The sequence below is a fragment of the Kitasatospora sp. NPDC094028 genome, assembly GCF_049543595.1.
Taxonomy (GTDB): Bacteria; Actinomycetota; Actinomycetes; order Streptomycetales; family Streptomycetaceae; genus Kitasatospora.
In genome coordinates this window covers 1-23,363 of sequence record NZ_JBMVFA010000011.1, presented here as the reverse complement: position 1 = coordinate 23,363, position 23,363 = coordinate 1, and the positions used below count along the sequence as shown (strand labels likewise).

General features: G+C 72.6%; 34 protein-coding genes. All 34 read left to right on the top strand.

Going from position 1 to position 23,363, the window contains the following annotated elements:
* Nucleotides 1-20 precede the first annotated feature (20 nt).
* The 34 genes from ACPC54_RS18400 to ACPC54_RS18235 all read left to right on the top strand — a co-directional run bounded on the left by ACPC54_RS18400 (nt 21) and on the right by ACPC54_RS18235 (nt 22,976).
* The gene (locus ACPC54_RS18400; protein ID WP_498965910.1) at nt 21-1,649 is read left to right on the top strand and encodes a VWA domain-containing protein; all 1,629 of its coding nucleotides are present in this window, start codon (nt 21-23) and stop codon (nt 1,647-1,649) included.
* A gap of 51 nt (nt 1,650-1,700) precedes the next feature.
* Nucleotides 1,701-2,786: a DUF6744 family protein gene (locus tag ACPC54_RS18395; protein ID WP_498965908.1), complete on the top strand. Its 1,086-nt coding sequence runs from the start codon at nt 1,701-1,703 to the stop codon at nt 2,784-2,786.
* 108 nt (nt 2,787-2,894) lie between these two features.
* Nucleotides 2,895-3,239 carry a hypothetical protein gene (locus ACPC54_RS18390; protein ID WP_498965906.1) on the top strand — a complete coding sequence of 115 codons (345 nt, stop codon included), beginning with the start codon at nt 2,895-2,897 and terminating at the stop codon, nt 3,237-3,239.
* A 553-nt stretch (nt 3,240-3,792) separates the two neighbouring features.
* Nucleotides 3,793-4,155: a hypothetical protein gene (locus tag ACPC54_RS18385; protein ID WP_498965905.1), complete on the top strand. Its 363-nt coding sequence runs from the start codon at nt 3,793-3,795 to the stop codon at nt 4,153-4,155.
* A gap of 139 nt (nt 4,156-4,294) precedes the next feature.
* Nucleotides 4,295-4,870 (top strand): hypothetical protein, encoded by a 576-nt coding sequence (locus ACPC54_RS18380; RefSeq protein ID WP_498965903.1) that lies wholly within the window; start codon nt 4,295-4,297, stop codon nt 4,868-4,870.
* 202 nt (nt 4,871-5,072) lie between these two features.
* On the top strand, nt 5,073-5,585 hold the full coding sequence (locus ACPC54_RS18375) for a hypothetical protein (RefSeq protein ID WP_498965902.1): 513 nt from the start codon (nt 5,073-5,075) through the stop codon (nt 5,583-5,585).
* A gap of 119 nt (nt 5,586-5,704) precedes the next feature.
* A complete protein-coding gene (locus tag ACPC54_RS18370; protein ID WP_498965900.1) occupies nt 5,705-6,550 on the top strand; it encodes a DNA-processing protein DprA in 846 nt (281 codons plus the stop codon).
* A gap of 140 nt (nt 6,551-6,690) precedes the next feature.
* Complete coding sequence (locus ACPC54_RS18365) at nt 6,691-6,951, top strand: hypothetical protein (RefSeq protein WP_498965898.1); 261 nt, start codon at nt 6,691-6,693, stop codon at nt 6,949-6,951.
* Between the two features lie 236 nt (nt 6,952-7,187).
* Complete coding sequence (locus ACPC54_RS18360) at nt 7,188-7,808, top strand: vWA domain-containing protein (RefSeq protein WP_498965897.1); 621 nt, start codon at nt 7,188-7,190, stop codon at nt 7,806-7,808.
* 120 nt (nt 7,809-7,928) lie between these two features.
* Nucleotides 7,929-8,192 carry a hypothetical protein gene (locus tag ACPC54_RS18355; protein ID WP_498965895.1) on the top strand — a complete coding sequence of 88 codons (264 nt, stop codon included), beginning with the start codon at nt 7,929-7,931 and terminating at the stop codon, nt 8,190-8,192.
* A gap of 74 nt (nt 8,193-8,266) precedes the next feature.
* Entirely contained in the window at nt 8,267-8,641 is a 375-nt protein-coding gene (locus ACPC54_RS18350; RefSeq protein ID WP_498965893.1) for a hypothetical protein, read from the top strand.
* Between the two features lie 70 nt (nt 8,642-8,711).
* The gene (locus ACPC54_RS18345; protein ID WP_498965891.1) at nt 8,712-9,080 is read left to right on the top strand and encodes a hypothetical protein; all 369 of its coding nucleotides are present in this window, start codon (nt 8,712-8,714) and stop codon (nt 9,078-9,080) included.
* A 204-nt stretch (nt 9,081-9,284) separates the two neighbouring features.
* A complete protein-coding gene (locus ACPC54_RS18340; protein WP_498965889.1) occupies nt 9,285-9,911 on the top strand; it encodes a hypothetical protein in 627 nt (208 codons plus the stop codon).
* A 95-nt stretch (nt 9,912-10,006) separates the two neighbouring features.
* Complete coding sequence (locus ACPC54_RS18335) at nt 10,007-10,177, top strand: hypothetical protein (protein ID WP_498965888.1); 171 nt, start codon at nt 10,007-10,009, stop codon at nt 10,175-10,177.
* Complete coding sequence (locus ACPC54_RS18330) at nt 10,174-10,539, top strand: hypothetical protein (protein ID WP_498965886.1); 366 nt, start codon at nt 10,174-10,176, stop codon at nt 10,537-10,539. Before ACPC54_RS18335 ends, ACPC54_RS18330 begins: the two co-directional genes overlap by 4 nt.
* Before the next feature lie 94 nt (nt 10,540-10,633).
* Complete coding sequence (locus ACPC54_RS18325) at nt 10,634-11,437, top strand: RNA ligase family protein (RefSeq protein WP_498965885.1); 804 nt, start codon at nt 10,634-10,636, stop codon at nt 11,435-11,437.
* Nucleotides 11,438-11,549: 112 nt separating this feature from the next.
* Nucleotides 11,550-12,311 carry a hypothetical protein gene (locus tag ACPC54_RS18320; RefSeq protein ID WP_498965883.1) on the top strand — a complete coding sequence of 254 codons (762 nt, stop codon included), beginning with the start codon at nt 11,550-11,552 and terminating at the stop codon, nt 12,309-12,311.
* A gap of 21 nt (nt 12,312-12,332) precedes the next feature.
* On the top strand, nt 12,333-12,755 hold the full coding sequence (locus tag ACPC54_RS18315) for a hypothetical protein (RefSeq protein ID WP_498965881.1): 423 nt from the start codon (nt 12,333-12,335) through the stop codon (nt 12,753-12,755).
* 69 nt (nt 12,756-12,824) lie between these two features.
* Complete coding sequence (locus ACPC54_RS18310; protein ID WP_498965880.1) at nt 12,825-13,142, top strand: hypothetical protein; 318 nt, start codon at nt 12,825-12,827, stop codon at nt 13,140-13,142.
* 38 nt (nt 13,143-13,180) lie between these two features.
* Nucleotides 13,181-13,831 carry a hypothetical protein gene (locus ACPC54_RS18305; RefSeq protein ID WP_498965879.1) on the top strand — a complete coding sequence of 217 codons (651 nt, stop codon included), beginning with the start codon at nt 13,181-13,183 and terminating at the stop codon, nt 13,829-13,831.
* 219 nt (nt 13,832-14,050) lie between these two features.
* Nucleotides 14,051-14,395: a hypothetical protein gene (locus ACPC54_RS18300; RefSeq protein WP_498965878.1), complete on the top strand. Its 345-nt coding sequence runs from the start codon at nt 14,051-14,053 to the stop codon at nt 14,393-14,395.
* On the top strand, nt 14,392-14,688 hold the full coding sequence (locus ACPC54_RS18295) for a hypothetical protein (protein WP_498965877.1): 297 nt from the start codon (nt 14,392-14,394) through the stop codon (nt 14,686-14,688). The genes ACPC54_RS18300 and ACPC54_RS18295 overlap by 4 nt, the downstream gene beginning before the upstream one ends.
* Before the next feature lie 95 nt (nt 14,689-14,783).
* Nucleotides 14,784-15,335, top strand: coding sequence for a hypothetical protein (locus ACPC54_RS18290; RefSeq protein ID WP_498965876.1), 552 nt, complete (start codon nt 14,784-14,786; stop codon nt 15,333-15,335).
* On the top strand, nt 15,335-15,895 hold the full coding sequence (locus tag ACPC54_RS18285; RefSeq protein ID WP_498965874.1) for a hypothetical protein: 561 nt from the start codon (nt 15,335-15,337) through the stop codon (nt 15,893-15,895). Before ACPC54_RS18290 ends, ACPC54_RS18285 begins: the two co-directional genes overlap by 1 nt.
* Nucleotides 15,892-16,584 (top strand): hypothetical protein, encoded by a 693-nt coding sequence (locus ACPC54_RS18280; protein ID WP_498965873.1) that lies wholly within the window; start codon nt 15,892-15,894, stop codon nt 16,582-16,584. The genes ACPC54_RS18285 and ACPC54_RS18280 overlap by 4 nt, the downstream gene beginning before the upstream one ends.
* A 75-nt stretch (nt 16,585-16,659) precedes the next feature.
* Nucleotides 16,660-17,031, top strand: a complete 372-nt coding sequence (locus ACPC54_RS18275; protein WP_498965872.1) for a hypothetical protein — start codon at nt 16,660-16,662, stop codon at nt 17,029-17,031.
* A 31-nt stretch (nt 17,032-17,062) separates the two neighbouring features.
* Nucleotides 17,063-17,476 carry a hypothetical protein gene (locus ACPC54_RS18270; protein ID WP_498965870.1) on the top strand — a complete coding sequence of 138 codons (414 nt, stop codon included), beginning with the start codon at nt 17,063-17,065 and terminating at the stop codon, nt 17,474-17,476.
* Nucleotides 17,477-17,548: 72 nt separating this feature from the next.
* Complete coding sequence (locus ACPC54_RS18265) at nt 17,549-18,094, top strand: hypothetical protein (RefSeq protein WP_498965869.1); 546 nt, start codon at nt 17,549-17,551, stop codon at nt 18,092-18,094.
* A 28-nt stretch (nt 18,095-18,122) separates the two neighbouring features.
* Entirely contained in the window at nt 18,123-18,719 is a 597-nt protein-coding gene (locus tag ACPC54_RS18260) for a hypothetical protein (protein WP_498965867.1), read from the top strand.
* Between the two features lie 450 nt (nt 18,720-19,169).
* On the top strand, nt 19,170-20,339 hold the full coding sequence (locus ACPC54_RS18255) for a DUF932 domain-containing protein (protein WP_498965865.1): 1,170 nt from the start codon (nt 19,170-19,172) through the stop codon (nt 20,337-20,339).
* A 330-nt stretch (nt 20,340-20,669) separates the two neighbouring features.
* Nucleotides 20,670-20,948 (top strand): hypothetical protein, encoded by a 279-nt coding sequence (locus ACPC54_RS18250; protein ID WP_498965864.1) that lies wholly within the window; start codon nt 20,670-20,672, stop codon nt 20,946-20,948.
* A 123-nt stretch (nt 20,949-21,071) separates the two neighbouring features.
* Complete coding sequence (locus ACPC54_RS18245) at nt 21,072-21,725, top strand: hypothetical protein (protein WP_498965863.1); 654 nt, start codon at nt 21,072-21,074, stop codon at nt 21,723-21,725.
* A complete protein-coding gene (locus ACPC54_RS18240) occupies nt 21,722-22,366 on the top strand; it encodes a hypothetical protein (protein WP_498965862.1) in 645 nt (214 codons plus the stop codon). Before ACPC54_RS18245 ends, ACPC54_RS18240 begins: the two co-directional genes overlap by 4 nt.
* Before the next feature lie 52 nt (nt 22,367-22,418).
* A complete protein-coding gene (locus ACPC54_RS18235) occupies nt 22,419-22,976 on the top strand; it encodes an HAD domain-containing protein (RefSeq protein WP_498965861.1) in 558 nt (185 codons plus the stop codon).
* The last annotated feature ends 387 nt before the right edge of the window (nt 22,977-23,363 follow it).

Genomic DNA, 23,363 nt, shown 5'->3' with positions numbered 1-23,363 from the left:
AGGAACGGAGGAGGGCGGACATGGGCAAGGCGCTGACCAAGTTCAAGGACCTCGCGCACCGCGCCGGCCGCTGGCTCGGTCTGGGCGAGGCTGCCGCGCCGAAGGCGACCACCGCGGTGGTCGCCGACCGGTGGGACGAGGTCGACTGGAAGGAGATCCTCGACCAGTCATCGGCTCTGCAGGAGCTGGCCGACGACTTCCACGAGAGGTACGACTACACGGCCGAGCTGCTCCAGGACGTCTTCCTTCTCGCCTACAAGGTCGCCCCGGCGGTGCGGGAGAAGGAGGAGATGGAGCTCTCCCGGCTCGCCAACCACCAGATCGTCGCCACTATGTCCGCCTGCCCCGAACTAGCGGAGCTGCGCCGGGAGACCGCCGGCGACCTGTACGCGGCCGGGCTGTCCGTCCTCGCCCAGGCCGACCAGCTGCGCCAGCTGCTGGAGGAGAACCGGCAGGCCCAGGAACAGGCCCAGCGAGCCGAGGACGCGCAGCGCGCCGCAGTCGAGGCGGCGCAGGCGGTGGCGGCGGCGATGACGCTCGCCGAGGAGGCGGCCGACGCGAACGGCACCGTGCCCGCCGCCGCTGCGGACGCCGTCCGGCAGGCACTCGAGGCCGCGGAGAGCGCCGACCAGGCCGAGCAGGCTGCGGCACTGGCCGCCGACCAGGCGCTGGCGGAAGCGCTGCCCGGCGTCCGGGCGGCGGTGCGACACTCCTTGGCCAGCGCGGTGGAGCAGGTCGTCGAGGAGGACGCCCTGGTGCGCGCCTGGGGTGTGGAGCCCGGGCAGCTGAAGCGTATGCCGTTCGAGGAACGTGCCCAGCTCGCCGAGCGTCTGCGCGGCAACCGGCTCGGCGAGTTCGTCCAGCTGATCGGCCGGTTCCGCCTCCTGGCCTCGGGCGAGCGGGCCCGCCGCGTCGAGAACGTCCCCGGCGAGCTGACCGGGGTGACGCTCGGAGACGACCTCACCCGCCTCCTCTCCTCGGAGGCGGCCGCCCTGGCGGTGCCGGCGGCCCGCGCAATCTTCGCGGCCCGCTACTCCGAGGCCCAGTTGATGCTCTTCGAGAGCCAGGGCGAGGAGAACATCGGCCACGGCGCGATCATCGCCTGCATCGACTGCTCTGACTCCATGGGCTTCCAGCACGGCCGCGTGGTCGGCTCGCCCACCCGCGAGGCGTGGGCCAAGGCGTGCGCCCTGGCCCTGCTGGACCAGGCCCGCCGTTCCCGGCGCGACTTCGTGGCGATCCTGTTCTCCTCCCCCGGCCAGCTGCGCGCCTTCCACTTCCCGGCCGCCGAGCCGGTGAGCATCGCCCAAGTTGTCGAGATGGCCGAGCACTTCTTCGCCGGTGGCACCGATTTCGAGTCGCCCTTGTCGGCCGCCGTCGACGTGCTGGCGGAGCAGTACAACGAGGAGGGCACCCAGCGCGGGGACATCGTGCTGATCACCGACGGCGAGTGCGCGGTCGGCGAGGAGTGGCTGAGGGCCTGGCAAGCCGCCAAGGCGCAGCTCGACTTCCGCAGCTTCGTTATCGCGATCGGATCCCCGCGAGCCGGCGCGCCCGGCTCCGTCCTCGACGCGCTCTCCGACAATCTGCGCACCATCGACGACCTCACCTCCCCCGAGCCCGTCGCCGACCTGTTCCGGACGATCTGACCCGGCACCGTCGCCCTGCCACCGTCCGAACCCGCAGCCCGGAGCGTGATCATGACCGCCCAGGACCCGCAGACCCCCTCCCCCGCCGGGGACCTGACCACCGGCGATGCCGAACTCGACGCCTACACCGCCGCCATGGCCGGCGAGCAGGCGCGGCTGCTCGGTCACGTCGTGATCTACTCGATCTTCCCCGGCACCGTGACCCCTGACGACCTCACCGCCTGGGTGGCCGAGCTCGGACTCAACCCCGACTTCCTCCCGCCCGCGCTGAAGTGTGATGCGGCCTACGAGCGGGTCACCGGCCGCGACGGCGTCAGGGTCACCTACCCACTGGACGACCCGACCGCCACCGGGCGCGACGGCCGCCGACGCCGGCGTCGACCCGATGAACTCGGCCGGTCCGCGCTCCTGATGGTGCGCCCGGTCTCTCGCGACAGCGGGCGGATCGTACGCCACGTCGTTCGCGAAGTGCGCGACGAGCAAAAGGTCAAGCTCCGCTACGACACCCGCCTGGCCGCAGTGGTCTTCCGCCGCGACGTCAGCGAGCCCGGCGCCGGCACGATGACCATCAGACCGGACGAGAAGGCCATCTCCGGACTTCCCGAGGCGGAGCAGGCCACGGTCCGGGAGATGCTCGCCGAGATCCAGCGCAGTTACATCACCAACTGCACCTACTTCACCGGCGACCGGCTGCGCTCCATGATCCGCGCTTACGTCGAGCACCTCGGCGCGCTCAGGCTCAGGCCCACCGGCGGCGTCTACTTCGTCCACCGCCGCCACGACACCGAGCTGGCGGCCTTGCGCGAGTTGGTCGGCCGCTTCGGTCACAACAGCATGCTGTCCCGGGTGCCCCTCCCGGACCAGGATGAGCAGCGCGAGATGGTGATCGCGGCGTTCAGCACCCAGGCCCGCGAAGAACTGGAGACCCTCGCCAAGGACCTCGACGCCGCTCGCCGCGCCGGCGCCAAGCAGGCCGAGGTGGAGCGGCTCTTTCAGCGGTACCAAGCCCTGCAGGCGACCACCACCGAACACTCCGAACTGCTGTCCGTCACCCTCGACGAGACGCAAGACGCCCTCGAGCTGGTCCAGATGCAGCTCGCCAACCTGCTCACCACCGTCGAGGACGACGACGAGTAGCCAGCGGTCGGCCGAGAACGCCGGCGCCCGGTGCTGCGGGCTAGGGTGTGCCGACCTGTCACCCACGCCGCCTCCGGTGTGGCCGAGCAACCCGAGAAGGGAGCAGCAGTGCCCACTGCACCCCACGGCCGCCCGCGGGACAGCCGCGCCCTCTGTGTCCTGCTCGCCGGGGCGCAGGTGAGCGTTCTGCTCGCCGTCGGCACCGGCGCGCACGCCCCGGTCATCGCCGCGATCGTGCTGCTGGTCGCCGCGGCGGCGGTGGTCTACCGCATCGACCCGTACGCCTCCTGGGTGGCGTGGGCCGCAAGCAGCGTGATCTCCATGCTCCTGACCTGGCTCCAGCCCGGCTGGCGGCCCGGCCTTCTGCCGATCAGCGGCCTCCAACTGGCCGTCGCCGCAGTGCTCTACCTGTCCCTGCGAGCCCGCCGGCGAACCGGTACACCGACCGCCTGACCTTCCGCGGCGAACCCTCGTCGGCGTCCTCGTGCCCGCGATCGACGGCCACCTGGACGATGTGCTGGCGCCAGTCAGCCTGAGCCGGCGCGGCCGAGGTCGAAGCCGCCACCTGGCCGCACCGGCTGCGGCCCGGGCAGGAGCGGGTCAGCCGGCGGTGTGCTGCCCCCGGGGCAGGAGCCCTCCGCACCGCCTCTCCTCCTCGGGCCGGCCGGACACCGCTCCGAGGCTCTCCCCCGTGCGATGCAAAAACGTACATTTTCGCATGATGGACCGGCTTCGCCGGACTGTTTTTCTAGGTTCACCCCGCCCTCCCGGCTCTTCGATTCTCGGTGCTCGGCGCCTGCGCGCCAGGTCGTTCGGTCCGTGTCCTCGCCGGCCCGCTCGCACGCTCGCTCTACCGGCTCCGGTACTCCCTGCCTCTCTGGCACTCCGGCGCAGGGCACCGGACATCTCATTTCGCCGGGGGCCGGGGGGAACGGTCCGCGGCCCCCGGTCCGCTGTGGCCGGCCGCCGTTGCCGAGTCCGCCCCGCGCTCGACCACAAGAACCCGATGATCTGGAGCCCGAAGATGCCCGCCGTACCAGCTCTGCTGACCGAACACGCCATTGACGAGCACGCCCTGGCCGCCGCGCTGGCCGAGACCGCCGCACTGATCCAGGGCGCTGCCCACCGGCACGGCACCACCGAGGAGCGCCTGCTGGCCGACCTCGGCGACGGAGTGCTGGGAGCCGTCCACTTGGGCTACCTCCTGGCAGCCCGCGATGGGCTCACCGGGGGCGACCGGCAGCGCGCAGCCATCACCACGCTGGTCCGATCCCTCTATCAGGCCGGACAGCCGGACCTGGTGGAGCCGGCCATCCGGTACCTCTGGGGCGGCTGGCCGGTGCGGGACGCAGCACGGCGCGGCCGGTGACGAGTTGACACCCCTCCCCAAGATTGGTAGATTAATGCATGTCGAAGCGGGGAGGGCAAGCCTCGGAGTCGGCCACCACGAACTATCGCGCAGCGGCGTGCGCCGCAGCTGCCAGCATCGAGCCGAAGTGGAAGTGACCGTGAACGAGTGGACGCAGACCGTCATCCGCAACGGGAAGCCGTACGGGGAGGATCGGGTCACCGACGACCACGCCCGCCTGATCTTCTCCCGGGCGGGAGGGGCTCGACGGGACCTGACCCTCTGGCCCGGCGGCCGGTTCGAGTACGAGCACCCCGCCGCGTTCGGCAACACCGCCTCGCTGGTCCGGTTGGTGCCGGACTCCCCGGTGCTGCCGCTCGACCCGGAACAGTCCGCCGCCGTGGCCCTGCTCGGCCCTGCGGGGGGCACCTGGCAGAACGTCCGGGACCAGTGGATCATCCGGACCCCCGCGGTCGGCGACATCTCGCCAGCTCTCTCGGAGCAGCTGCGGCAGTTCGGCTACGTCACCGGAGAGCGAGTCGCGGGCACCCCGGTGCAGCCCCGCACTGCGGCCCTGGTCGAGGCGGTGCTGCTCGCCCACCAGGTGAAGTGGACCGATTCCGAGGCGAGGTGCACCTGCGGGTGGGTGCGGTGGGCTGATTCGCTCGACGAGAGCAGGGAACAGGCCGAGTGGCACAAGGTCGGCCGGTGGCACGCCTTCGCGGAGGCACTGTGACCAGCCCTTGCTTGGCAGGCTGGGCGCGGACCAGGTCCTCACCGACGCCCGGGCCGCCCCGCTGACACCCGAAGGCCGGCTGTGGCCCCGATCCGAGTTGACACCCCTCCCCACGGAAGGTAGATTAGTACATGTCGAGAAGGGGAGGGCAAGCCCCGGGGTCGGCCACCACGAACCACACCACGAGGAGCAGGAGACCAGCATGGGAGCCGTGGACTTCACCGCCTACCAGGACGGCACCGACGTCGCGAAGGCCTTCCGGCACGCCGTCGAGGACGCCCGCCACGAGTACGGCCACCGCCACGGCACCGGCACCATCGCCGAGAAGGACGACTACTGGATCGTCACCAGCACCCCCGTGTCCACGGGCGACGCCGAAGTCCTGGCCGCCCGCATCATGTCCGAGGACGGCCACCCGGTCCAGGATCGAGAGGGGCCCGCCGGTGCCATCCCCATTCTGACCGACCGACGGACTGTCACGGTGACCGTGCCGTCTACCGGGCAGGGGTACCGGACGACGGAGGAGGCCGCGCTGGCCGTTCTTGCCGACGAGGGTCGGCTGCTCCCGGGCGAGACGGTCGGGTACTGCATCACCGGCGTGTACGAGCGCTACCCCCGCACCGGCCGGATCCGCTCCGGCGATCTCACCGTCCCCCTGCAGGGCGGCCCGCCGGAGCACCGCGGCTGGATGTTCTTCGGGATCGCCTCCCACTGAGTCACCCGCTCTCCCCGGCGGCCCCGCCGGCTCGCCGGGATTGCGCAGATTAGTCAACGTCGTCATCCGGGAGGGGCCCTCCCGGATGACGACCACGAACCCCACCGCCCAGGAGCGCCGTGAACAGCACCCCCAGCGACCGCACCGCCCGATCCCTTCTCTCCGGCTACGAGTCGCCCCGACTGCGGGCCCTCGCCAACCAGGTCGGCGCGGTCCAGGCCCTCGCCGACCTCCAGGCCGGCGCGCTGGGCCCCGACCTGGTGACCGATATCGGCGAGCCGAACGTGGTGGAGCCCGAGGCCGCCACCGGCGGGCCGGGCGGAGCGCGGTTCATCGTCCCCGGTGACGACGAGTACCCCGAGACGCTCCTGTCCGCCCTCGGCGACGACCGGCCCCTGGGCCTGTGGGTGCTGGGCACCTCCCCGCTGCTGGGCGCCGTCGAGACGGCCGTTGCGATCACCGGCGGCTCCAGCACCACCGGGTACGGCAGGCACGTGGCCCAGACCTTCGCAGCAGACCTCGGCGAGTCCGGCCGCACGGTCGCCGGCGCCATGATGTACGGCATCGGGCTGGCCGCGCTGCTGGGCGCGACCAACTACGGCGCGGCGCTGGCGGTCCTGGCCACTGGTCTCGACAACGTCTTCCCCCACGACCGCGGGCCGCTCCAGAGCGCCGTCGCCGACAAGGGCGGCCACCTCGTCTCCGAGTACGGCCCCGGGACCCTGGTCAGCCGGGCGCGCACCCGCCGCCGCACCCAGTTGCTGGCCGCCCTCGCGCCGGCCACCGTAGTGGTCGAGGCGCCCCTGACCGGCGCCACCATGGACGCCGCCCGCCGGGCCCGCGAGTTCGGCCGCCCCGTGTGGGCGGTGCCCGGCCCGGTCACCTCCGAGCTGTCGGCGGGGCCGCACCAGCTGCTGCGTGAAGGCGCCCGGGTCGCCACCGGCGCAGCCGACCTCCTGAGCTGACGCCGCACCACCGCAGGGGTGGGGGCGTGGGACGGCGGTTGCGCCGTTGACACCCCCACCCCGAATGGGTAGAATAGTTAATGTCGGAACGGGGAGGGCAAACCCCGGGGCCGGCCACCGCGAACCCATGAAGGAGAGCCATGAACTCCGCCCCCGAATCCGTCACCTCCCCCGCCCGCACCGCCGAGTCCCGCATGCCGAGGTTCTGGCCCAGCCGCCGACGGGAGAACACCCCGCCGCCGTCCATGGAGCTGAACTGCGTCTGCGGTGCCCGGATCGCGGCCACCGGCCTGGTCGGCGTTCTGGCGGCCCGCGCCGCCATCACCAGGCACCAGTGCCCCACCGAGGACGGCGGGCCGAAGGGCCGAGGAGAGGAGCAGGTCCCATCCGCGAAGGACTGAGCCCCGACGACCGCCGGCCGGGAGCAGTCGCGCCCCCGGCCGGCCGGGGGCGCGAGCCCTGCCCGGAGTGCGGCACCCGCGAACACCTCGACCAGTGGCAGGACGCCGAGGCCTCCGGCTGGCAGTGCCTGCGCCCGGGCTGCCAGTCGTTCGGCGTCTACGGCGAATACGAGTAGCCGGCCCCCGCTTCGGCCTCCCTCAACCACCCGCAACACCACCAACAGCAAGGAGCTCTTATGGCAGACCAGACCCGTCACCTCGTCCTCATCGCCGACCAGTCCGGCTCAATGGAGGGCATTCGCACCGACATGGAGGGCGGCCTCGCCACCTTCCTTGCCGAGCAGAAGGAGGTGCCCGGCACCACCCTCGTCACCCTGGTGCTGTTCAACAGCGACGTCGAGACGGTCTTCGAGCTGCGCCCGCTCGCCGAGGTGCCGCGGGTGCTGCTGCACCCGATGGGCCAGACCGCGCTGCTCGACGCCATCGGCTCGACCATCCAGCGCATCGACCGCCGAGCCGCGACGGGCCCGGCGGCCGAGCAGCCGACCGAGACTGTCTACGTCATCGTCACCGACGGGAAGGAGAACGCCTCCCGGAAGTTCTCCAACGAAGTGGTCCGCTACCTGATCGGCGAGCAGGAGCAGCGCGGCGCCGCGTTCATCTACATGGCGGCAAATCAGGATGCGTTCGCAGTCGCGCGAGGCCTCGGGATCAACCCCGGCACCGTCCTGCCGTACGACACCAGCACCACCGAGGCCAGCATGACCAGCGTCGGCCGGGCGGTAGCGCGCGGGTCGCGCACCGGCGACTTCACGTTCACCGGGGCCGAGCGCGAGCAGGCGGCCCGCACCGAGTGACCCTGTCCGGGGGGCGGGTTGACACCCTCCCCCCGATCGGGTAGATTAGTACATGTCGAAACGGGGAGGGCAAGCCCCGGAGACCGGCCACCACGAATCCCTGAGTACCAAGGAAGCACCGTGAAGATCACCACCTGCGCCTGCGGGCAGCCCATGTTCATCGGCGACGCCGTCCCGCAGCAGCCCGAGCCCGAGGCGGGCGGGCACGCCTCCTTCGACCTCTTCATGTCCCTGCTGGTGGCCGCCTTCGGGCCGGACGCCCCGCAGCAGTCCGCCCCGAAGGCCACGGCCGACACGACGCCGGGCGGGCCGACCGGCGGCCGCGAGAGCGAGCGCGGCGGCTGCGTGCGCACCGTCGACGTGTTCGTCATCGACCTGAGCTGACCCTCCGCCGGGCCCGGGGGCGGCCACGCACGGCCGCCCCCGGAGCCTGCCCTCACCACGAAAGCTGCCACACCATGACCATCACCTTTCCCGACGCCGTGGACTACCTGACCACCCGCGCCACCCGCGAAGACCTCGCGGCCCTGGAGACCGCCGCCGAAATCCGCCGCAAGTCGCTGCGCGCCGAGCGGGCGGCCGCCATCACCAAGGGCATGACCGTCGAGCTCGAGAAGCTCAGCACGAAGTACTTGAACGGCCTTACCGGTTCGGTCGAGGAGATCCAGCGCCCCCGCACCGGCGAGCCCCGCGCCGTCGTCCGGCTGGACGCGGAGTCCTTCGAGACGCTCAAGCTCTACAAGTACCTCCCCCCCACGGCCAAGCACTACGACGTGCGAGTCCCGCTCGGCTGCTGCAAGGAGTCCACCCCCGCCGCGAAGAAGTCGTCCTGACGCGCCGAAGGCGCCAGCACCGCCCGTACCGCCTCCAGCCACCCGCCTTCGAAGAGAAAGACGACCACCAGTGACCGACACCGTCACCGTCGCCGACGTCGCCGCCTACCTGTCCGGCCAGGCGACCGACCCCGAACTCGACCGGTTCTTCGAGCTCTCCCACCAGCGCACCCGGTTCCTCAACACCGCCCGCGCCGCCATGATCACCGCCGGGAACACCGTCCGCATCCAGGGCATGAGCCCGCAGTACCTCAACGGCCTCCAGGGCACGGTCGGCCCGATCAACCCCTCCCGGAAGGGCCCGTACACCACGCTCCTGCTGGACGCAGCGTCCACCGCCAAGCTCCGCAAGGCGGCCAAGCGCTACTACATCCCCGCGGACGCCGAGACGTTCGACCTTGAAGGGATTCCGCTGAGCTGCTGCGTCCCCCAGGAGTAACGCTGCTGCCCCGGGCGCGCTGATCGCGCCCGGGGCAGCGCCCCGCCCGCGGTGCCGGGATCTGCCGGCACCGCGCGGCCCGGAGCGGTTCGCGCTTCTCCGCCCGGCCACCCAACGCAGACCAGCCGGCCCGCACAGCCCCCATCCTTCGGCCTGACCGGCCAGTTCACGGCGATCCGCCAACCCCGCCTTCGAGGACTCCTTATGGCAAGCGTCGACCAAACATTGACCGAGCTCATCCAAACCTTCCCGTGCTCGCACCCTGACCGCACCCAGGCACTCCACCAGGCCCTGGTGGTACTCGGCGCCGGGTACGAGTGGAGGCACGGGAGCCTTGTCCAGCGCTTCGACTCCCAGGACCGCAACTGCCTGCACGTTCACGGCCAGTTCAAGCTCTCCGCCGAACAGGCTGAGCGTATGCGCGAGTACGGGGACGAGGTTCCGGCCGAACTCCTCGACGGCAGCTGCCCGGCCGAGCACCTCCGCCCGCGGGCCGCCGAACTTGCCCGCACGCCGGGGCCGCTGCTCTGCGACCCGTATCCGGCGTGCACCCGCGCGCCGCTGTTCACCCTCCCGCAGGACGCGGACGACGACTGGATCGACGCAGCCCGGGAGATCGCCCGGGTGGTCGTCCCGCTCTGGGCGACCCCCTCCGACTACGAGCGGGCCAGCGAGTCCACCCTCACCCCCGGGCAGCGGGCCTACCTCGACGGCGAACGGCGGCAGGCCCTGGACGCCCTTGAGCGACGCTTCGGCCCCGGCTTTCTCGCCAGCTGCTCCAGCCGGCCCCGCCCGCCGGCCGGGGCCGGCGAAGCGGCCGACCCGGATTGACACCCCTACCCACGTTGGGTAGATTAGTACATGTCGGAACGGGGAGGGCAAACCTCGGGCCGGACACCACGGACCACCACCACGAGGAGTACGCCATGGCCGCCTGCGACGACTGCCGCACCCGCTCGGACCTTCGCCTCCACACCCGCCAGACGCTCGCCGGGACCACCATCCGGGCCTACCTCTGCCCGCCCTGCGGCGCCGACTTCGACGCCGCCACCGTGCGGATCGACGCCGAGCACTCCCGCGTGCTGGAGCTGGTGTGAGCGGGCGACGCGACCGGACGGCCGCCCACCCGATCCGCCACCGCCTCGCCGCCGTGCGCGACACGGCCACCGACACCGTTGCCCGTCTGCTGATCGCCGCCACCGACGCCGTGGCCGCCCGCTCCCGGGTGCCGAACCCCGTCCGGACGACGCACGCCGTCCTGTACCGGCTGGCCGACCAGAACCTCTCTGGCGCCGACTTCTACGACGAGGTCCAGGACCAGTTCGCCAGGGCCGGGTTCACCTGGCCCGCAGGCCTCTGCCACGGGTGCCAGCACGCCCTGACCGAGGACCAGGCCGAGCAGACCGGCCTGTGCGAGCAGTGCGACACCGACGCCCCCGCCCCCGCGCTCGCCTCCTGACCATCGACCGGCCCCGCCCGGCGAAGCAGAACCCACCAAGCAGCAGGGCGGACCCGACCGTCCTCCTGCCCAACCCCTGTCCAAGGAACAACACATGACCGCGCTGAACCTTGCCGCCCTGCACACGGCCACCAAGTACCCGAGCATCCTCACCTACCACGCCCTGGGGTACCGGGGCGCGCTGCTGGAGGAGGCCACGCCGTTCCACGGCGAGGTGATCGCCACCGAGAAGGTCGACGGCGCGAACGGGCGGATCATCCTGATGCCGGACGGCCAGGACTACGTCATCGGCTCCCGCGAGGAACTGTTCCACGCCAAGGGCGACCGGGTGTTCAACCCGGCGTCGCGGATCGTCGAGGCATTGAAGCCACTGGCCGACCGCCTCACGGCGGACCCGTTCGCGCTGACCGGCAACCGGATCACCACGCTCTACCTGGAGGTCTACGGCAGCCAGGTCGGCGCTGCCCACACGCAGTACGCGGGCGAGGGCGAGGACAGCATCGGCTACCGCCTCTTCGACGTCTCCTCGGTGGACACCGACGTACTGTCCTGGGAGCGGCAGCGCATCGCCGCGTGGCGCGACCGGGGCGGTCAGGACTGGTGGAACGAGGTGGACCTGCAGAACCTCACCGCCAGCGAGGGCATCCCGCTGACCCCGCGCCTGGCCGTGGTCCAGGGCGAGGAACTGCCCACCTCCGTCGAGGCCATGCACCAGTGGCTGACGGCCATCCTGCCGAGCACGCTCGTCCCCCTCAACCAGGGAGCGGGCGGCAAGCCCGAGGGCGTCGTGCTGCGCAGCTCGGACCGCACGACCATCGCCAAGGCCCGGTTCCTGAACTACGAGAAGACCCTGCGCCAGGGCCAGAACCAGCGCGAGAAGCCCGCGACCACTGGCTGAGCACCCCGTAGCCCGGTCCGGCGCGCCCACCCGGCCGCGCCGGGCCGGGGCACCGGCCGGACGAACGTGCCGCCCACCCCGCCCCGTCGAACCGCACCCCGAGGAAGACCCGTTGGAACTCAAGACCCTCCCGCTGGCCACCGAGGCGGCCGCCGCGCTCGACGGCTGGACGGTCGGCGAGAGCGGCGGCAGCAACGCCTGGCTCCACCACCCCGACGGCCGGATCGTGAAGATCGGCCAGGGCAAGGGCCGGCCGCTGCGCCTGGAGGCGATCGGCATCCTTCCGGCCGGCAGCTCCCAGGACACGCCCGTGATCACCGTCGCGGCCGCCCGCGGCGGCGCCGCCCTGGCCGACGAGATCCACCGTCGGCTCCTGCCCGCCTACAGCAAGGCACTCGACCTCGCCTGGGCCGAACTCGCCGAGGGGGCACGGCTGGCCAGCCAGTACGAGCAGTTGCGGCGGCGGCTCAGCGCACCGCTGCCCACCGCGAACCCGGACTCCACGGACCCGAAGGCGTTCCGTTGGAAGGCCGGCCCCCGGGACTTCGGCAGGCCGCCCGGCACCGGCGACACGTGCACCGACGCCGCAGTGTCCATCGCCAACAGCACGTTCGAGGTCGACATCAAACTGCGCTGGCTACCCGCCGAGGTCGCCGCCCAGATCCTTGACCTCCTCGGTACGGCAGCGGCCACCCACTGGACCCCGACCTCCGGCATCCCCTCGCGCAGCAACCCGCACCGCGAGCAGCCGCGCAGGCGCAGCCGCCGGGAGCGCCGGCTGCGCCGCCGCGGGCAGCGGGGGGAAGCCGGGAGGCGGGAGCCGGTAGCCGCCGGCGGCTCGGGAACGCGCACCCACGGCACTGCATTCGACTGACCACACCCCATGGAGACCGACGTGACCACGACTTTCCGCGGCTTCACCGCCGAGCCCAGCCCCGGTGAGACCGGCTCGCAGACCAGTGCCCGCGCCATCACCGGCGGAGTCGCCCACTGGGGCGACGCGGTCGCCGCTGCCACCTACAGCGAGTGGGACACCCGTTCGCCGGACGGCCTCACCGACTTCACCGGCCCGCACGGCTGGCGCCTGGACCTCGAGGTCGCCGGCCACGCCGTCCGGGTCACCCACGACTGCACCACCTTCGACATGAGCGCGGTCTGGGCGATCGACATCGACGGCCGCCGCCAGCCGGCCCCGGAGGTCTTCCACGGCGAGCCGACCGAGGCGAAGGGCCTGCGCCTGGGCCTCACGGTCCACCGGTCCCTGCGCGCCCTGGCCAGCCGACAACTCGCCGAACCCTACCCACGTGTGGTAGATTAGTTAACGTCAAAGACGGGAGGGCAAACTCGTCGACATCACCATGGACCACCCTGCACCTCGGAGCGCCCCATGCCGAACGCCGTCATCCCGTCCGCCACGGTGCACACCGTCGCGTACGCCGTCACCTGCCTGCCCGCCGGGCACCCGTGGCAGGCGGACCTCACCGTCTCGGTCGAGCGGCGCGACGGCGGCTGGGTCGTCCTGCACGGCCTCCGGACGCTCTCGCAGGCCGGTAGCTGGGACCTGACGGAGGACGGGGCGGCCTGGTCGGCCCAACACCGCTTCGAGCTCGACCAGGCCCTGGGCCTCGCCCGCGCCGCCGCGGCCTACGTCGCGGTCAACGGCCGGGGCGTGGCCGAGGCCCTGCTGGCCCACCCGAGCCCGTAGGCCACCCGGGCCCCGGCGGCCAAGGCCGGTATCCCGCGATGACCACCGGCCGCGCCCCGGCGATGCCCGAGGCGGTCATCGCGAAGAAGCCCGAGCTGGATAGTCGCGGCCACGGCCGCGCCGACGAAGCGCGCAACACCAATCCCGGCAAGGAGAACGAAGAGCAAGTGAGCACCGAGGAACGCACCTACACCGTGACCTGGACCATCGACGTCACCGCGGCCACCCCAGCCGAGGCGGCACTGGAAGCGGCCGACCTGATGCGCGGCGGCAGCCGCCGCGAGGCCGACGAGTTCGAGGTCTTCGACGTCCAGGCCCGCACCGCAACCAGCGTCGACCTGGTCACCGGCACGATCAAGGCGATCCCGTACGGCCCGAGGGTGGACGTGGTGGTCGACCACGACCACGGCGGCACCAACGTCTCGGTATTCGTCGACGGCCGCCTCGCCGACCCCGACGACCCGGCCGGGCCTGCGGCCTGGCACATCGTCGACCCCGGACCGGAGGACGAGATGCCCGGCCACGCCTGGTACCAGGACAACGTCGACAACCGGCCGGAGACCCCGCGCGCGGTACGCGAGTTGGTCAACCGTCTGGCGATGGACTACCACCGCTGCGGCGCCGAGGAGGACTGCGCGGCCTCCGACCCGGACGGCGTCGCCGTGATCCCCTCCGGAACCCCGGTGTGAGCCGGCGGACGACCGCCGAAGCCGCGCGGCGACCGCCGGCGGTACCGAGAAAAGCCGGCGGTCCCTGGGCGGCTGATGGTGGCCACCGGTCCTTGCGCCGCTGGCGGCTCGGCGCGCGCCAGGTTGACACCCCTACCCATGTCGAGTAGATTAGTACATGTCGGAACGGGGAGGGCAAACCTCGAATCGACCACCACGACCCACGATCGAGGAGTACCCATGGCAACGCAGGCCCAGCTGATCCAGGCCATCAAGGACGCCGAGACGTCGGGCTGGACCCTCGTGCAGACCCGCACTGGCTACCTCGCCACCCGCACCGCCGAGCACTCCACCCCCGACATGATCCCGGAGGCGTGGTGGGGCGCCCCCACCTACACCGACATCCGGCACCTCAGCATCGTTGTGATCAGCGGGAAGGTCACCGCCGCGTTCACGCAGCACCGCCGCTACCCCTGGGTCGGGGCCCAGGAGGTGAAGGTCTCGTTCAAGGCCGCCATCGCGTTCCTGGCCGAAGGCGCGACCGGCGACGCCGAGGCGGCCGTCGCGACCGGTGCCGCCGCGTGAGCGCCGCCGAGCGCTGGACCGTCTTCCACGCGCCGGTCGACGACGACGACGGCGGCACGATCGCCGCGCTGGAGATCGAGGGCCCCGACCTACCCACCGCGCTGGCCGCCGCCATCCGCGCCGAGCGAACCGAATGGGACCCGGACGCCGCCGGACGACTGGCGAGCGTCGCCGACTCGGCCCTGATCGAGCAGTGGCTCGACGACCAGCACCCCGACACGCAGGTCATCCCGGGCCACCACGAAGTCCGCTCCCTCCAGGCGCTGCTCGCCCTGGCCAAGACCACCACCTGACCACCCACCGCACCGGCCGGTCCGATCCGGCCGGTACCCGGCCGCCGCGACGACGCCAACAGGCGCCCGCGGCGGCCCCGAAGGAGAACAGCCCCGTGCCCGCCAGCAAGCCCTACCTCGGATCACCCGAGTTCTACACGCACTTCGTACACCTCGAACTCGACGACTGGGCCTACGCCCTGGACGCCTCGAACGCCCTCTACGCGCCCGGCCCCTACCCGTTCCACCAAGAGGTCTACGACCTGGTCCCCAACCCGTCCGCCGGCCCCCACGCCATGAAGAACGCGCCCACCGGCAAGCTGCGCCCCACCTCGGTGCGGCTCTCCCCGGACTGCGCCCACTACTCGTGGGGCAACGAGTACGTCGCCCTCTACCCCCACCCCGCCGGAGCCGCAGCCCGGATGCACCTGGCCACCGGCACCCGCGGCTACGTCCGGCCCATGTGGGCCGTCCTCGACCTGGACGCCGGCCGCGCAGTGCTGCCGGACGACATCCCTGAGGACCTGACGGAGCAGGCCGAGGTGAAGACCCGGCGGCTATTGGACCTGGTTGCCCGGGCCTGTGCCGAGCGGGACGCCGGGGCCACCGCCACCACCGCGGTACTGCACTCGCTGGGCCAGGGCCACACGACGGGGGGCGATGCCTGATGTCCGGAACCGACCACGCCGTCGACCGCCCCCAGCACCGGCGCTGGCGCCACCGCGCCCATGCCGCGCTCCCCTTCCTCTACCCGGTCCTGGCACTCCTGGTCTGGGTGCGGCCGGGCACCGTCCTCAACATCCTCGCCACCGCCGGCTTCCTCGCCGTCATCGCCGCCGACCTCTGGCACCGGCGCGAACTGTGCGAGCAGTGCATCGCCGCCGTCCCGCTGGACGCCGCCGCCACCGCCGAACGGCGCCGCCACATCCTCCGGCTGATTCACCACCTGCGCCCCGTCGCGGGGGCCTACGCGGCGCTCCTGCTGCTGCACCTCGCGCTGCCGGGCGGCAGCGCGGCCGCGAACGTGGTGTCGAGCACGGCCTACGCGATGTCGGCCTGCCTCGTCGTGGCGCAGATCCAGCACAACCTGCTCCAGCCGTGGTGCCCCTGGTGCCGGCGCGGCAACGGCGGAGACGACGACCCCGAGCCCGACCCCGGCCCGACCGGCGGACTGGGCAGGCCGCTGCCCGTGCACTCCACCCGCACCCCGGCCGGAGGTTCCCGATGATCACCGCGACCGCGGCCCAGGACGTCGAGCTGCTCACTCCCACCGGCGCGCGGCTCACCGTGCGCCCGGAGACCGACTGGCGTCACGGCCTGGCCGTCTACACCGTCGCCGAGACGGCCGGCTCTTTCACCCTCACCCCGAACACCGACACCAACGGCCAGGACGGCCTCACCCTCAACTACGGCCGGCCGCTGGACTACGACATCCGCCACGGCGGATCCGCCTCCCAGTGGGACGACCGCCCGGTCGTCAACGGCATGGAGCTGGCCGGCGCCACCGGCATCGACCTGCCCGTCCTGCGCCAGCTGCTGGCCGAACCCGCCCACTGGGCGGGCGCGGACTGGACGGAGGCCCTCACCGCCTGGCCCAAACGGGCCTACCCCCTGCCCAGCGCCAGGCCCTTCGAGCGCAACCGGGTGACCGAATGCGCCTACCACCGCACGGCCGCCATCGTCGCCGCGCTGGTACGCCACCACCTGACCCGCGGCGACCTCGCCGCCCTCGACCTAGCCCGCCGCGCGGCCCAGGCCCCGCTGCAGATCCGGACTCTGCTCAGCTCGCGCGCTGCCACCGAGGGCGAGATCGCCCGCCGACAGCGCCAGCTCGTCGAGTACGACGAGCGCATCGCTGGCCTTGAAGCACTCGTCCACGCCCGAGGCCCGCTTGACACCCCTCCCCCAATGTCGTAGATTAGTGTACGTCGGAAACGGGGAGGGCAAGCCTCGGGACCGGCCACCGCGAACCAGCACACCAGGAGCAACGACATGGCCACCCACCACCACCCCGACGAGCACGGCATCTGCGCGGCTTGCGAGGCCACTGGCCTGCCCGCCGTCCGGGCCCGAGACCTCAAGCCCGGCATGCTCATCCAGGACAAGTTCAACCCCGGTTCCAGGGAGACCTACTGCGTCGGCGAGGTCGCCACGGTCGAGGTGTGCCCGGGCGACATCCTCGACGTCACCTGGAGCTGGGCCTGGTGCAGGGTGCTGCGCGGCACCGACCCCGCCGAGACCGTCTACGCCTACCCGGTCGGCCCCGAGGAGCGGGTCGTCAGCGGTGCCCACGAGTACCTCCCGCTGCCCGCCGGATCCGTCGACCGACCCGCCGAGCGCTTCCCGGCCGCGACCACGTCCTGAAAACCCGATCTGCGAACGGAAGGTCCCCACCATGGGCATGGACACCTGGGTGCGCGGCACCGTCGTCGTGGGCCCCCCAGTCCCCACCGCCTCGCTCTGGGAGCTGATCGACGGTCCCGCAGGACTCGCCATCGCACCACCCGGCGCTTCGCCTGAACGCCTCGCCGAACTCGTCGACCAGCAAGAGCTGCTGCTTATCCCCGCCGACGGCGCAGGCCCCGGGCCCCGGGGCCTGCCGACCCACATCCGGGCCCTCATGGTCGACAGGGATGCGAAGCTCTCCGGCACTCTCTGCGCGCTGGACGCCTTCGCCGGGTGGTGCACGGGCCACACCCTCACTGCGGACCTCATCTACTCCGGAGACCTCGGCGACGAGGGCACCGTCGCCTTCGACCCGGCCCACCGTGTCTTCGACTGGGTCGAGACCTCACCGATCCGGCGCTGACACCGCCGGCACCCGGCCGCGGGAGGGCAAACCCGCGGCACCACCACGAGCACCAACCCGAGGAGCACCAGCATGGGCGCACGCGCCGTCACCGAATGGCACGAACACGCCGCCGGCCCCTCCATGGTCGACCGCAACCCCTGGCTCAGCCCGGTCACCATGGTCCCGGCCCTGGCCGACTACCTGCACCACACCACGGCCGCCGGCCAGGCGCCGAACGCCGCCGACTTCCGCGCCTGGGCCACCGAACACTCGCCCGCCGTCCTGGGCACCGTGCACACCGAGGACCCTGGGGCCTTCCTCGGCGCCAGCACCGACATCCAGTTCCACTACCTCGTCCAGCAGTCCGGACGCGACCCCGGCACGCTGCGGATCGCGGTCCGCGAGCGCGAGCGCCGCACCTGGCACCTGACCGCGACGGCGGACACCGCCGACGAGCTGTACGCCCTCGCGGCGCAGCTGCTCAGGCGGCAGGCCGCGAACATCCGGCGCCTGAGCGCCGCGGGCCGCGGCGGACCGATGCCGGCCCCGGACGAGATCGAGCAGCGCGCCGAGCAGATCCGCGCCCGCATCACCCCCGCCGCGCTCGAGGTGCCGGAGCCGGCCCTCCTCCCCTGAGCAGCAGCGACGAACTCCCGGAGAAGCAGTGACCGAGAAGAACACCCCCACGGCACCGGTGTCGTACCGGATGCCCGCCGGCCCGGGGAGCGAAACGGAGACGATCGTCGCCGCGCCCACCCTGGCCTTCCACGACCTGGCCGCCACCATCCCCGCGTGCGCCCCCGGCTGCCGGGACGTCGCCCGCGTCCTCGGGCCCGGCTACGAGTTGGCCGCCGGCTTCGGCGGCCGCGTCTGCCCCCTCCAGGCGGCTGTCTACGACGTGCTGCAGGACGGAGAGAAGCACGACCAGCAGCTGCAGCGCGCCGAGATCTGCGATACCCAAGGCCTGCCCGGTCGGGCGGCCGATCTACGTCGCGACGCTGCCGAGCTGCGCGCCTGGGCCGAACGCCTGGCCGCCCGGGCCGCAGGCTTCCGCTGCCGCGCCCTGGTGGCCGGGGCGCTCCAGCAGCCGGCCCCGCCCGACCTGCCGGTCCTGCGCACCCACCAGCTGGAGTGGGACCCGCCCGGCCCGTCGGCAGCGAACCGCTGGACCTGCACCGCCTGCGGCCGGGCCGCCATCGACAACCACGGCAACGTCTACGGCACCGCCACCGCGAACCCCTGCACCGCAGCATCCGGCTGACCGGCGCCCGTACCCATACACGAACAGCGCACCGGGGCTCTGCCCCGGACCCCGGCCTCGCTCCCAGAGGGGCAGCCCCGGCGGTCGGGTGCGGCACGGCAGGTGGTTGGGGGTGCGGGTGCTGGGCGGTGTCCCTCCGGCCGTCCGACGTCCGAACCCTGCCACCCCGGGCAGGACCGCCAGGCCAAGCCGCTACGCGGTCGCTTGCGCGAGCCCGGCAGTCCCGCCCGGCACGGCACCACCGCGCCGCCGAACAACCGGAGGGACACCGCCCAGCGGCGGGAGAGTCCTGCGGAGGCCCCGGGGCGGCCGCCACCCGGGAAAGATCATGAAAAGGGAGCTGTGGAGAGTTGTCTTCCTCGCCCCGATCGGGTAGATTAGTACATGTCGGAACGGGGAGGGCAAGCCCCGGGACCGGCCACCACGACCAAGACTCCCAAGGAGCGCACCATGATCGAGACCGCCACCGAGTACAGCCGCCGCGCCGTCGCCCTGCCGACCGGCACCGCCGCCGACGCGCGCAACGCCGGACTCGAAGACCTGGTCCAGATCCTCCAGCGCCAGCAGGCCAGCAAGATCGACATGGTGGCCCCGGCCTCCGCCTTCTCCGCCCACCACGGCAACATCAACGTACACGGCGTCTCCATCCTCAGCGAGAACGGTGTGACCAAGGCGGACGGCACCTACCGCCCCACCGCCGTCGCCGACGAGGGCATCGCCGCCAAGCTCGGCATCCCGCTGGCCTACCTGCGCCGGATGCGCGCCGAGATGCCCGCCCTGTACGACACCAACGTCAACGGCTGGCTCGGCCAGGACCCGGCCCGCAAGTTCCTGCTGCGTGGCTTCACCGGCGAGGCGGGCGGCGAGGGCGTGCTGCGCGCCGTCCTGTCCGACAGCTACAAGATGATCGACAACTTCGACGTGCTGATCGCCGCGCTCGACGGGGTGCGCGCCTCCGGCCACGGCGTCAACATCACCGGGTGCGACCTCACCGAGCGCCGCATGATCGTCCGCGTCGAGTCCGAGCACGTCGCCGTTCACGCCCGCGAACTGCTCAAGGGCTACCGCTCCCCCTTCAACGGCCAGACCGGCGACGAGCTGCCGATCGTGTCCGCCGGATTCGTGATCGCCAACAGCGAGGTCGGCGCGGGCGCGTTCACCATCACCCCCCGCATCGTGGTCCGCGTCTGCCGCAACGGCCTGACCATCACCAAGGACGCGCTTCGCGCCGTCCACCTCGGCGCCAAGTTGGACGAGGGCGTCATCCGCTGGAGCGGCGACACCGAGGCGAAGAACCTCAGCCTGATCACCGCCCAGACCCGCGACGCGGTGTCCACCTTCCTTGACCGCGCCTACGTCGAGAAGAAGCTCGCCGAGATCGAGCGCGCCGCCGGGCGCGAGGTCACCGACCCCGTCCAGACGGTCGAGATCGTCGCGAAGAAGCTCAAGTTCGCCGACGGTGTCCGCGAGTCCGTGCTCAGCCACTTCATCAAGGGCGGCCAGACCACGGCGGGCGGCATCATGCAGGCCATCACCGCCACCGCCCAGACCCTCGACAACGCCGACGAGGCGCACGAGCTCGAAGGCCAGGCCCTGGCCGCGCTGAGCCTGGCGATCTGACCACTCCTCCGGCCGGGCCGAACAGGCCCGGCCGGACCCCGAGCCGCCGCCCCACTCCTCACCGGGGGCGGCCCCGGTCCGCCCACCCCTCCCACCCCGGCGGGCGGGCCGGACCCATCGCGCGGCCGCGCGCGGCAGCCGCGGTTCGGCGGCATCGAGCCGCCGAACCGCGCACGCACCCGCGCCGTACCGGCCGACGCCCGCCGGCGGCCGCAGCCCCCGGGCCCCGGCCGACCACCAGACCAGCACGGCGCCGCGGCCCGCCGACCCCGGCCGCCGCGCCGGCCGGGGCGCGGCCAGCCACCCGCCCACCGAGAAGGAGAACCGCCCGTGCCGCCCCTGACCGCCGTCCACGTCCCCGACTGCCCTTGCGAGGACTGCTCGGCCGGCCGAGCAGTGCCGCTCGACCGCGCCACCGAAGACCAGATCGCCGCGCTGCTCAGCGGTCGGTTGGCCGACGAGACCAGCTCCGCCCTGCGGATCACCATCACCTACAACGCCACCGCGGGCGGGATCGCCACGGCCGAGCCCGAGGGCATCCACGTCCAGTACGACAAGCGCGAGTGGGAACTGAGCCCCTGGCAGCTCCCCAAGGATTTCCCCCGCTGACCAGGAGCCCACCGCGGCGCAGCAGTTGCCGGGCGGCATCGAGCCGCCCGGCAGCACCCCGCACCGCCCGCCCCTCCCCGGCCGCAGCCGCGCGGACCCGCCCCCGACACCGAAGAGACCCCGATGGACCAGAACACCACCGACCGCGAACACTGGGAGCAGCGACACCTCGGCCGCTACGGCCTGCTGCGCTTCACCGCCACAACCAACACCACCACCGGCGTCCGCACCTACACCCTCACCGGGCCCCACGTGCGCGGCTGCGTGACGCTGCTACCGGGTACCACCCGCCGAGACCCGACCGAACCGGCCAGCCGCTGCCCCTGGCGCACGGAACCCGACCTGCTGATCGCCTACGGTGCCGGCGACTCCCGCAGGCTCGGACCCGAGGACAGCCCGCTGACCGTCAACGGCATCCGACTCACCGACGTCACCCACCTCTCCTACGCGGACCTGGACGAGAGCGGCGTGATCCCCGTCTGGCGGCTGAACGAGGTCGGCAATCCCGTTCCGCTGCCGCCGGCCACCGACCAGCACGCCCAGGCCGTCGTGCGCGCCGTGGTCCAGCACCACCGCGCCCAGCCGGATCTCGCCGCGCTCGAGCACGCCGCCCGCCTGGCCGCAGCTCCCCACTGGCTCACCCACCACGGCGAGGCGCTGGCCCGGCTGGAGGGGAGTCTGGCCAGGATCGTCGACGAGCGGGACTCGACGGCCGAGCGCGTGCTCCAGCTGCACACCCTGCTGGCCGACAGCGGCGCCGCCGTGTGCGCGGCATGACCACCACCGCGACCGCGCCCACCGTCGCCCGCCAGGACCACGGCCACGTCGACCTCGGCGAGCACGGCCTGCTGCACTTCACCGCCACCACCGAGCCAGCGACCGGCTGCGTCGTCTACCGGCTCACCGGTACCAGGGTCAGCGGAGCGGTCAGCGCGGTCCCGCCCGCGTACGACCACGACCCCAGCGAGCGTCCCGGCCCCGCCCGCCCCGACCTCGTGCTGGTCTGCGGCGCGCAGCCGCGCCCGCTCGGCCGCCGGCGCCGCACCGAGCCGCTGACCGTGTTCGGCGTAGACCTGACCGGGAACTGCAACATCTACCCGGGCACCCTCGCCGACCCCAGCCGGCTCCCGCTGTTCCAGCGCGAGGACGAGTGGGGCCAGCAGCTGAGCATCCCGCCGGCCACCAAGCGCCGGACCGCCGCCGTACTGCGCGCCGTGGCCGGCCACTACCTGGGCCGCCCCGACCTGGACGAGCTCGCCCGCACGGCCGCCCGGGTCGCCGTGCCGACCTGGCTGGTCATCCACCACGGCCAGCTGGTCAAGGCCGAGACCGCGGTACGCCGGGCCAAGGAGGCCCGAACCGCGGCCGCCGAACGCGTCAAGACGCTCCGCGCGCTGCTCGCCGCGCCCGCCGCCTGACCGGCGCGCACTCCCTGCCTTCCCGAATCCCCGAACCACGACGGAGTCACCCGTGCCCCTGCCCCTGCTCTACCTGGACGTCGACGGCCCGCTGAACATCCTCAACGACTGGCCCGACGAGCCGCACAAGCTCATGGTCCACCAGGTCCGGCCGCCGAGCTGGGTACGCCGACACCCGCACCTGCGCCCGGACCAGGTCCCGGAGCTGACCCTGCGACTGAACCCCGAGCACGGCGCCGAACTCGCCGACCTGCCGTACGAACTGGTCTGGGGAACAACCTGGGAGGAAGAAGCGAACGAGTACATCGCCCCGCGGATCGGCCTGCCCTCCCTGCCCGTGGTTACCTGGACCAACCTCGACGGCATCGGCCCGGAGGGCACCTATTTCAAGACGTCGGAGCTCGTACGGCATTCCGCCGGCCAGCCGTTCGCCTGGGTGGACGATCAGATCCTGCAAGCCGACCGCGACTATGTCGCCCGGCACCACCCCGGCCCCGCGCTCCTCTACTGCGTCGACCCGGCCAAGGGGCTGGGCCTGGACGACTTCGAGGCCCTCGCGGCCTGGGTCGACACCCTGCCCGCCGAGTACCGCTCGCCGGCCCCGGCCTGACGGCCGGTCGTACGAAGGAGTACTCCACCGCTCCGCGGTGGAGTAAGGGCCGGCGCGTTGCGCCGGGTGGTGCCCGGCTTCGCCGGGCGCTGCCTGCCGGGCGGGCCTTCGCTTCGCTGCGGCCCGCCCGGCGCTTCTCCCCGACCTCCCGGCTTTTCGATTTTGGGGGCGCGCGGCCTGCGGTCAAGCGCTCCGGTCCGTGTCCTCGCCGGCCCGCTCCTTCGTCGCTCTACCGGCTGCGGTACTCCCTCCCGCGCCTGACCTCCGGCCGCTCACCGCCCCCAAGATCTCATTTCGCCGGGGGGCCGGGGGAACAGTCCACGGGACCAACCCGTACGCGGCCGAGCACCCACCCCGACACACCCACCCACCAACGAAAGGCAGTAG

What these genes read in the sequence shown, in the direction of transcription:
- ACPC54_RS18400 (WP_498965910.1), top strand. Translation starts at nt 21, where the DNA reads ATGGGCAAGGCGCTGACCAAGTTCAAGGACCTCGCGCACCGCGCCGGC.
- ACPC54_RS18395 (WP_498965908.1), top strand. Translation starts at nt 1,701, where the DNA reads ATGACCGCCCAGGACCCGCAGACCCCCTCCCCCGCCGGGGACCTGACC.
- ACPC54_RS18385 (WP_498965905.1), top strand. Translation starts at nt 3,793, where the DNA reads ATGATCTGGAGCCCGAAGATGCCCGCCGTACCAGCTCTGCTGACCGAA.
- ACPC54_RS18375 (WP_498965902.1), top strand. Translation starts at nt 5,073, where the DNA reads ATGGGAGCCGTGGACTTCACCGCCTACCAGGACGGCACCGACGTCGCG.
- ACPC54_RS18365 (WP_498965898.1), top strand. Translation starts at nt 6,691, where the DNA reads ATGAACTCCGCCCCCGAATCCGTCACCTCCCCCGCCCGCACCGCCGAG.
- ACPC54_RS18360 (WP_498965897.1), top strand. Translation starts at nt 7,188, where the DNA reads ATGGCAGACCAGACCCGTCACCTCGTCCTCATCGCCGACCAGTCCGGC.
- ACPC54_RS18350 (WP_498965893.1), top strand. Translation starts at nt 8,267, where the DNA reads ATGACCATCACCTTTCCCGACGCCGTGGACTACCTGACCACCCGCGCC.
- ACPC54_RS18340 (WP_498965889.1), top strand. Translation starts at nt 9,285, where the DNA reads ATGGCAAGCGTCGACCAAACATTGACCGAGCTCATCCAAACCTTCCCG.
- ACPC54_RS18335 (WP_498965888.1), top strand. Translation starts at nt 10,007, where the DNA reads ATGGCCGCCTGCGACGACTGCCGCACCCGCTCGGACCTTCGCCTCCAC.
- ACPC54_RS18325 (WP_498965885.1), top strand. Translation starts at nt 10,634, where the DNA reads ATGACCGCGCTGAACCTTGCCGCCCTGCACACGGCCACCAAGTACCCG.
- ACPC54_RS18310 (WP_498965880.1), top strand. Translation starts at nt 12,825, where the DNA reads ATGCCGAACGCCGTCATCCCGTCCGCCACGGTGCACACCGTCGCGTAC.
- ACPC54_RS18305 (WP_498965879.1), top strand. Translation starts at nt 13,181, where the DNA reads ATGACCACCGGCCGCGCCCCGGCGATGCCCGAGGCGGTCATCGCGAAG.
- ACPC54_RS18300 (WP_498965878.1), top strand. Translation starts at nt 14,051, where the DNA reads ATGGCAACGCAGGCCCAGCTGATCCAGGCCATCAAGGACGCCGAGACG.
- ACPC54_RS18285 (WP_498965874.1), top strand. Translation starts at nt 15,335, where the DNA reads ATGTCCGGAACCGACCACGCCGTCGACCGCCCCCAGCACCGGCGCTGG.
- ACPC54_RS18280 (WP_498965873.1), top strand. Translation starts at nt 15,892, where the DNA reads ATGATCACCGCGACCGCGGCCCAGGACGTCGAGCTGCTCACTCCCACC.
- ACPC54_RS18275 (WP_498965872.1), top strand. Translation starts at nt 16,660, where the DNA reads ATGGCCACCCACCACCACCCCGACGAGCACGGCATCTGCGCGGCTTGC.
- ACPC54_RS18270 (WP_498965870.1), top strand. Translation starts at nt 17,063, where the DNA reads ATGGGCATGGACACCTGGGTGCGCGGCACCGTCGTCGTGGGCCCCCCA.
- ACPC54_RS18265 (WP_498965869.1), top strand. Translation starts at nt 17,549, where the DNA reads ATGGGCGCACGCGCCGTCACCGAATGGCACGAACACGCCGCCGGCCCC.
- ACPC54_RS18255 (WP_498965865.1), top strand. Translation starts at nt 19,170, where the DNA reads ATGATCGAGACCGCCACCGAGTACAGCCGCCGCGCCGTCGCCCTGCCG.
- ACPC54_RS18245 (WP_498965863.1), top strand. Translation starts at nt 21,072, where the DNA reads ATGGACCAGAACACCACCGACCGCGAACACTGGGAGCAGCGACACCTC.
- ACPC54_RS18240 (WP_498965862.1), top strand. Translation starts at nt 21,722, where the DNA reads ATGACCACCACCGCGACCGCGCCCACCGTCGCCCGCCAGGACCACGGC.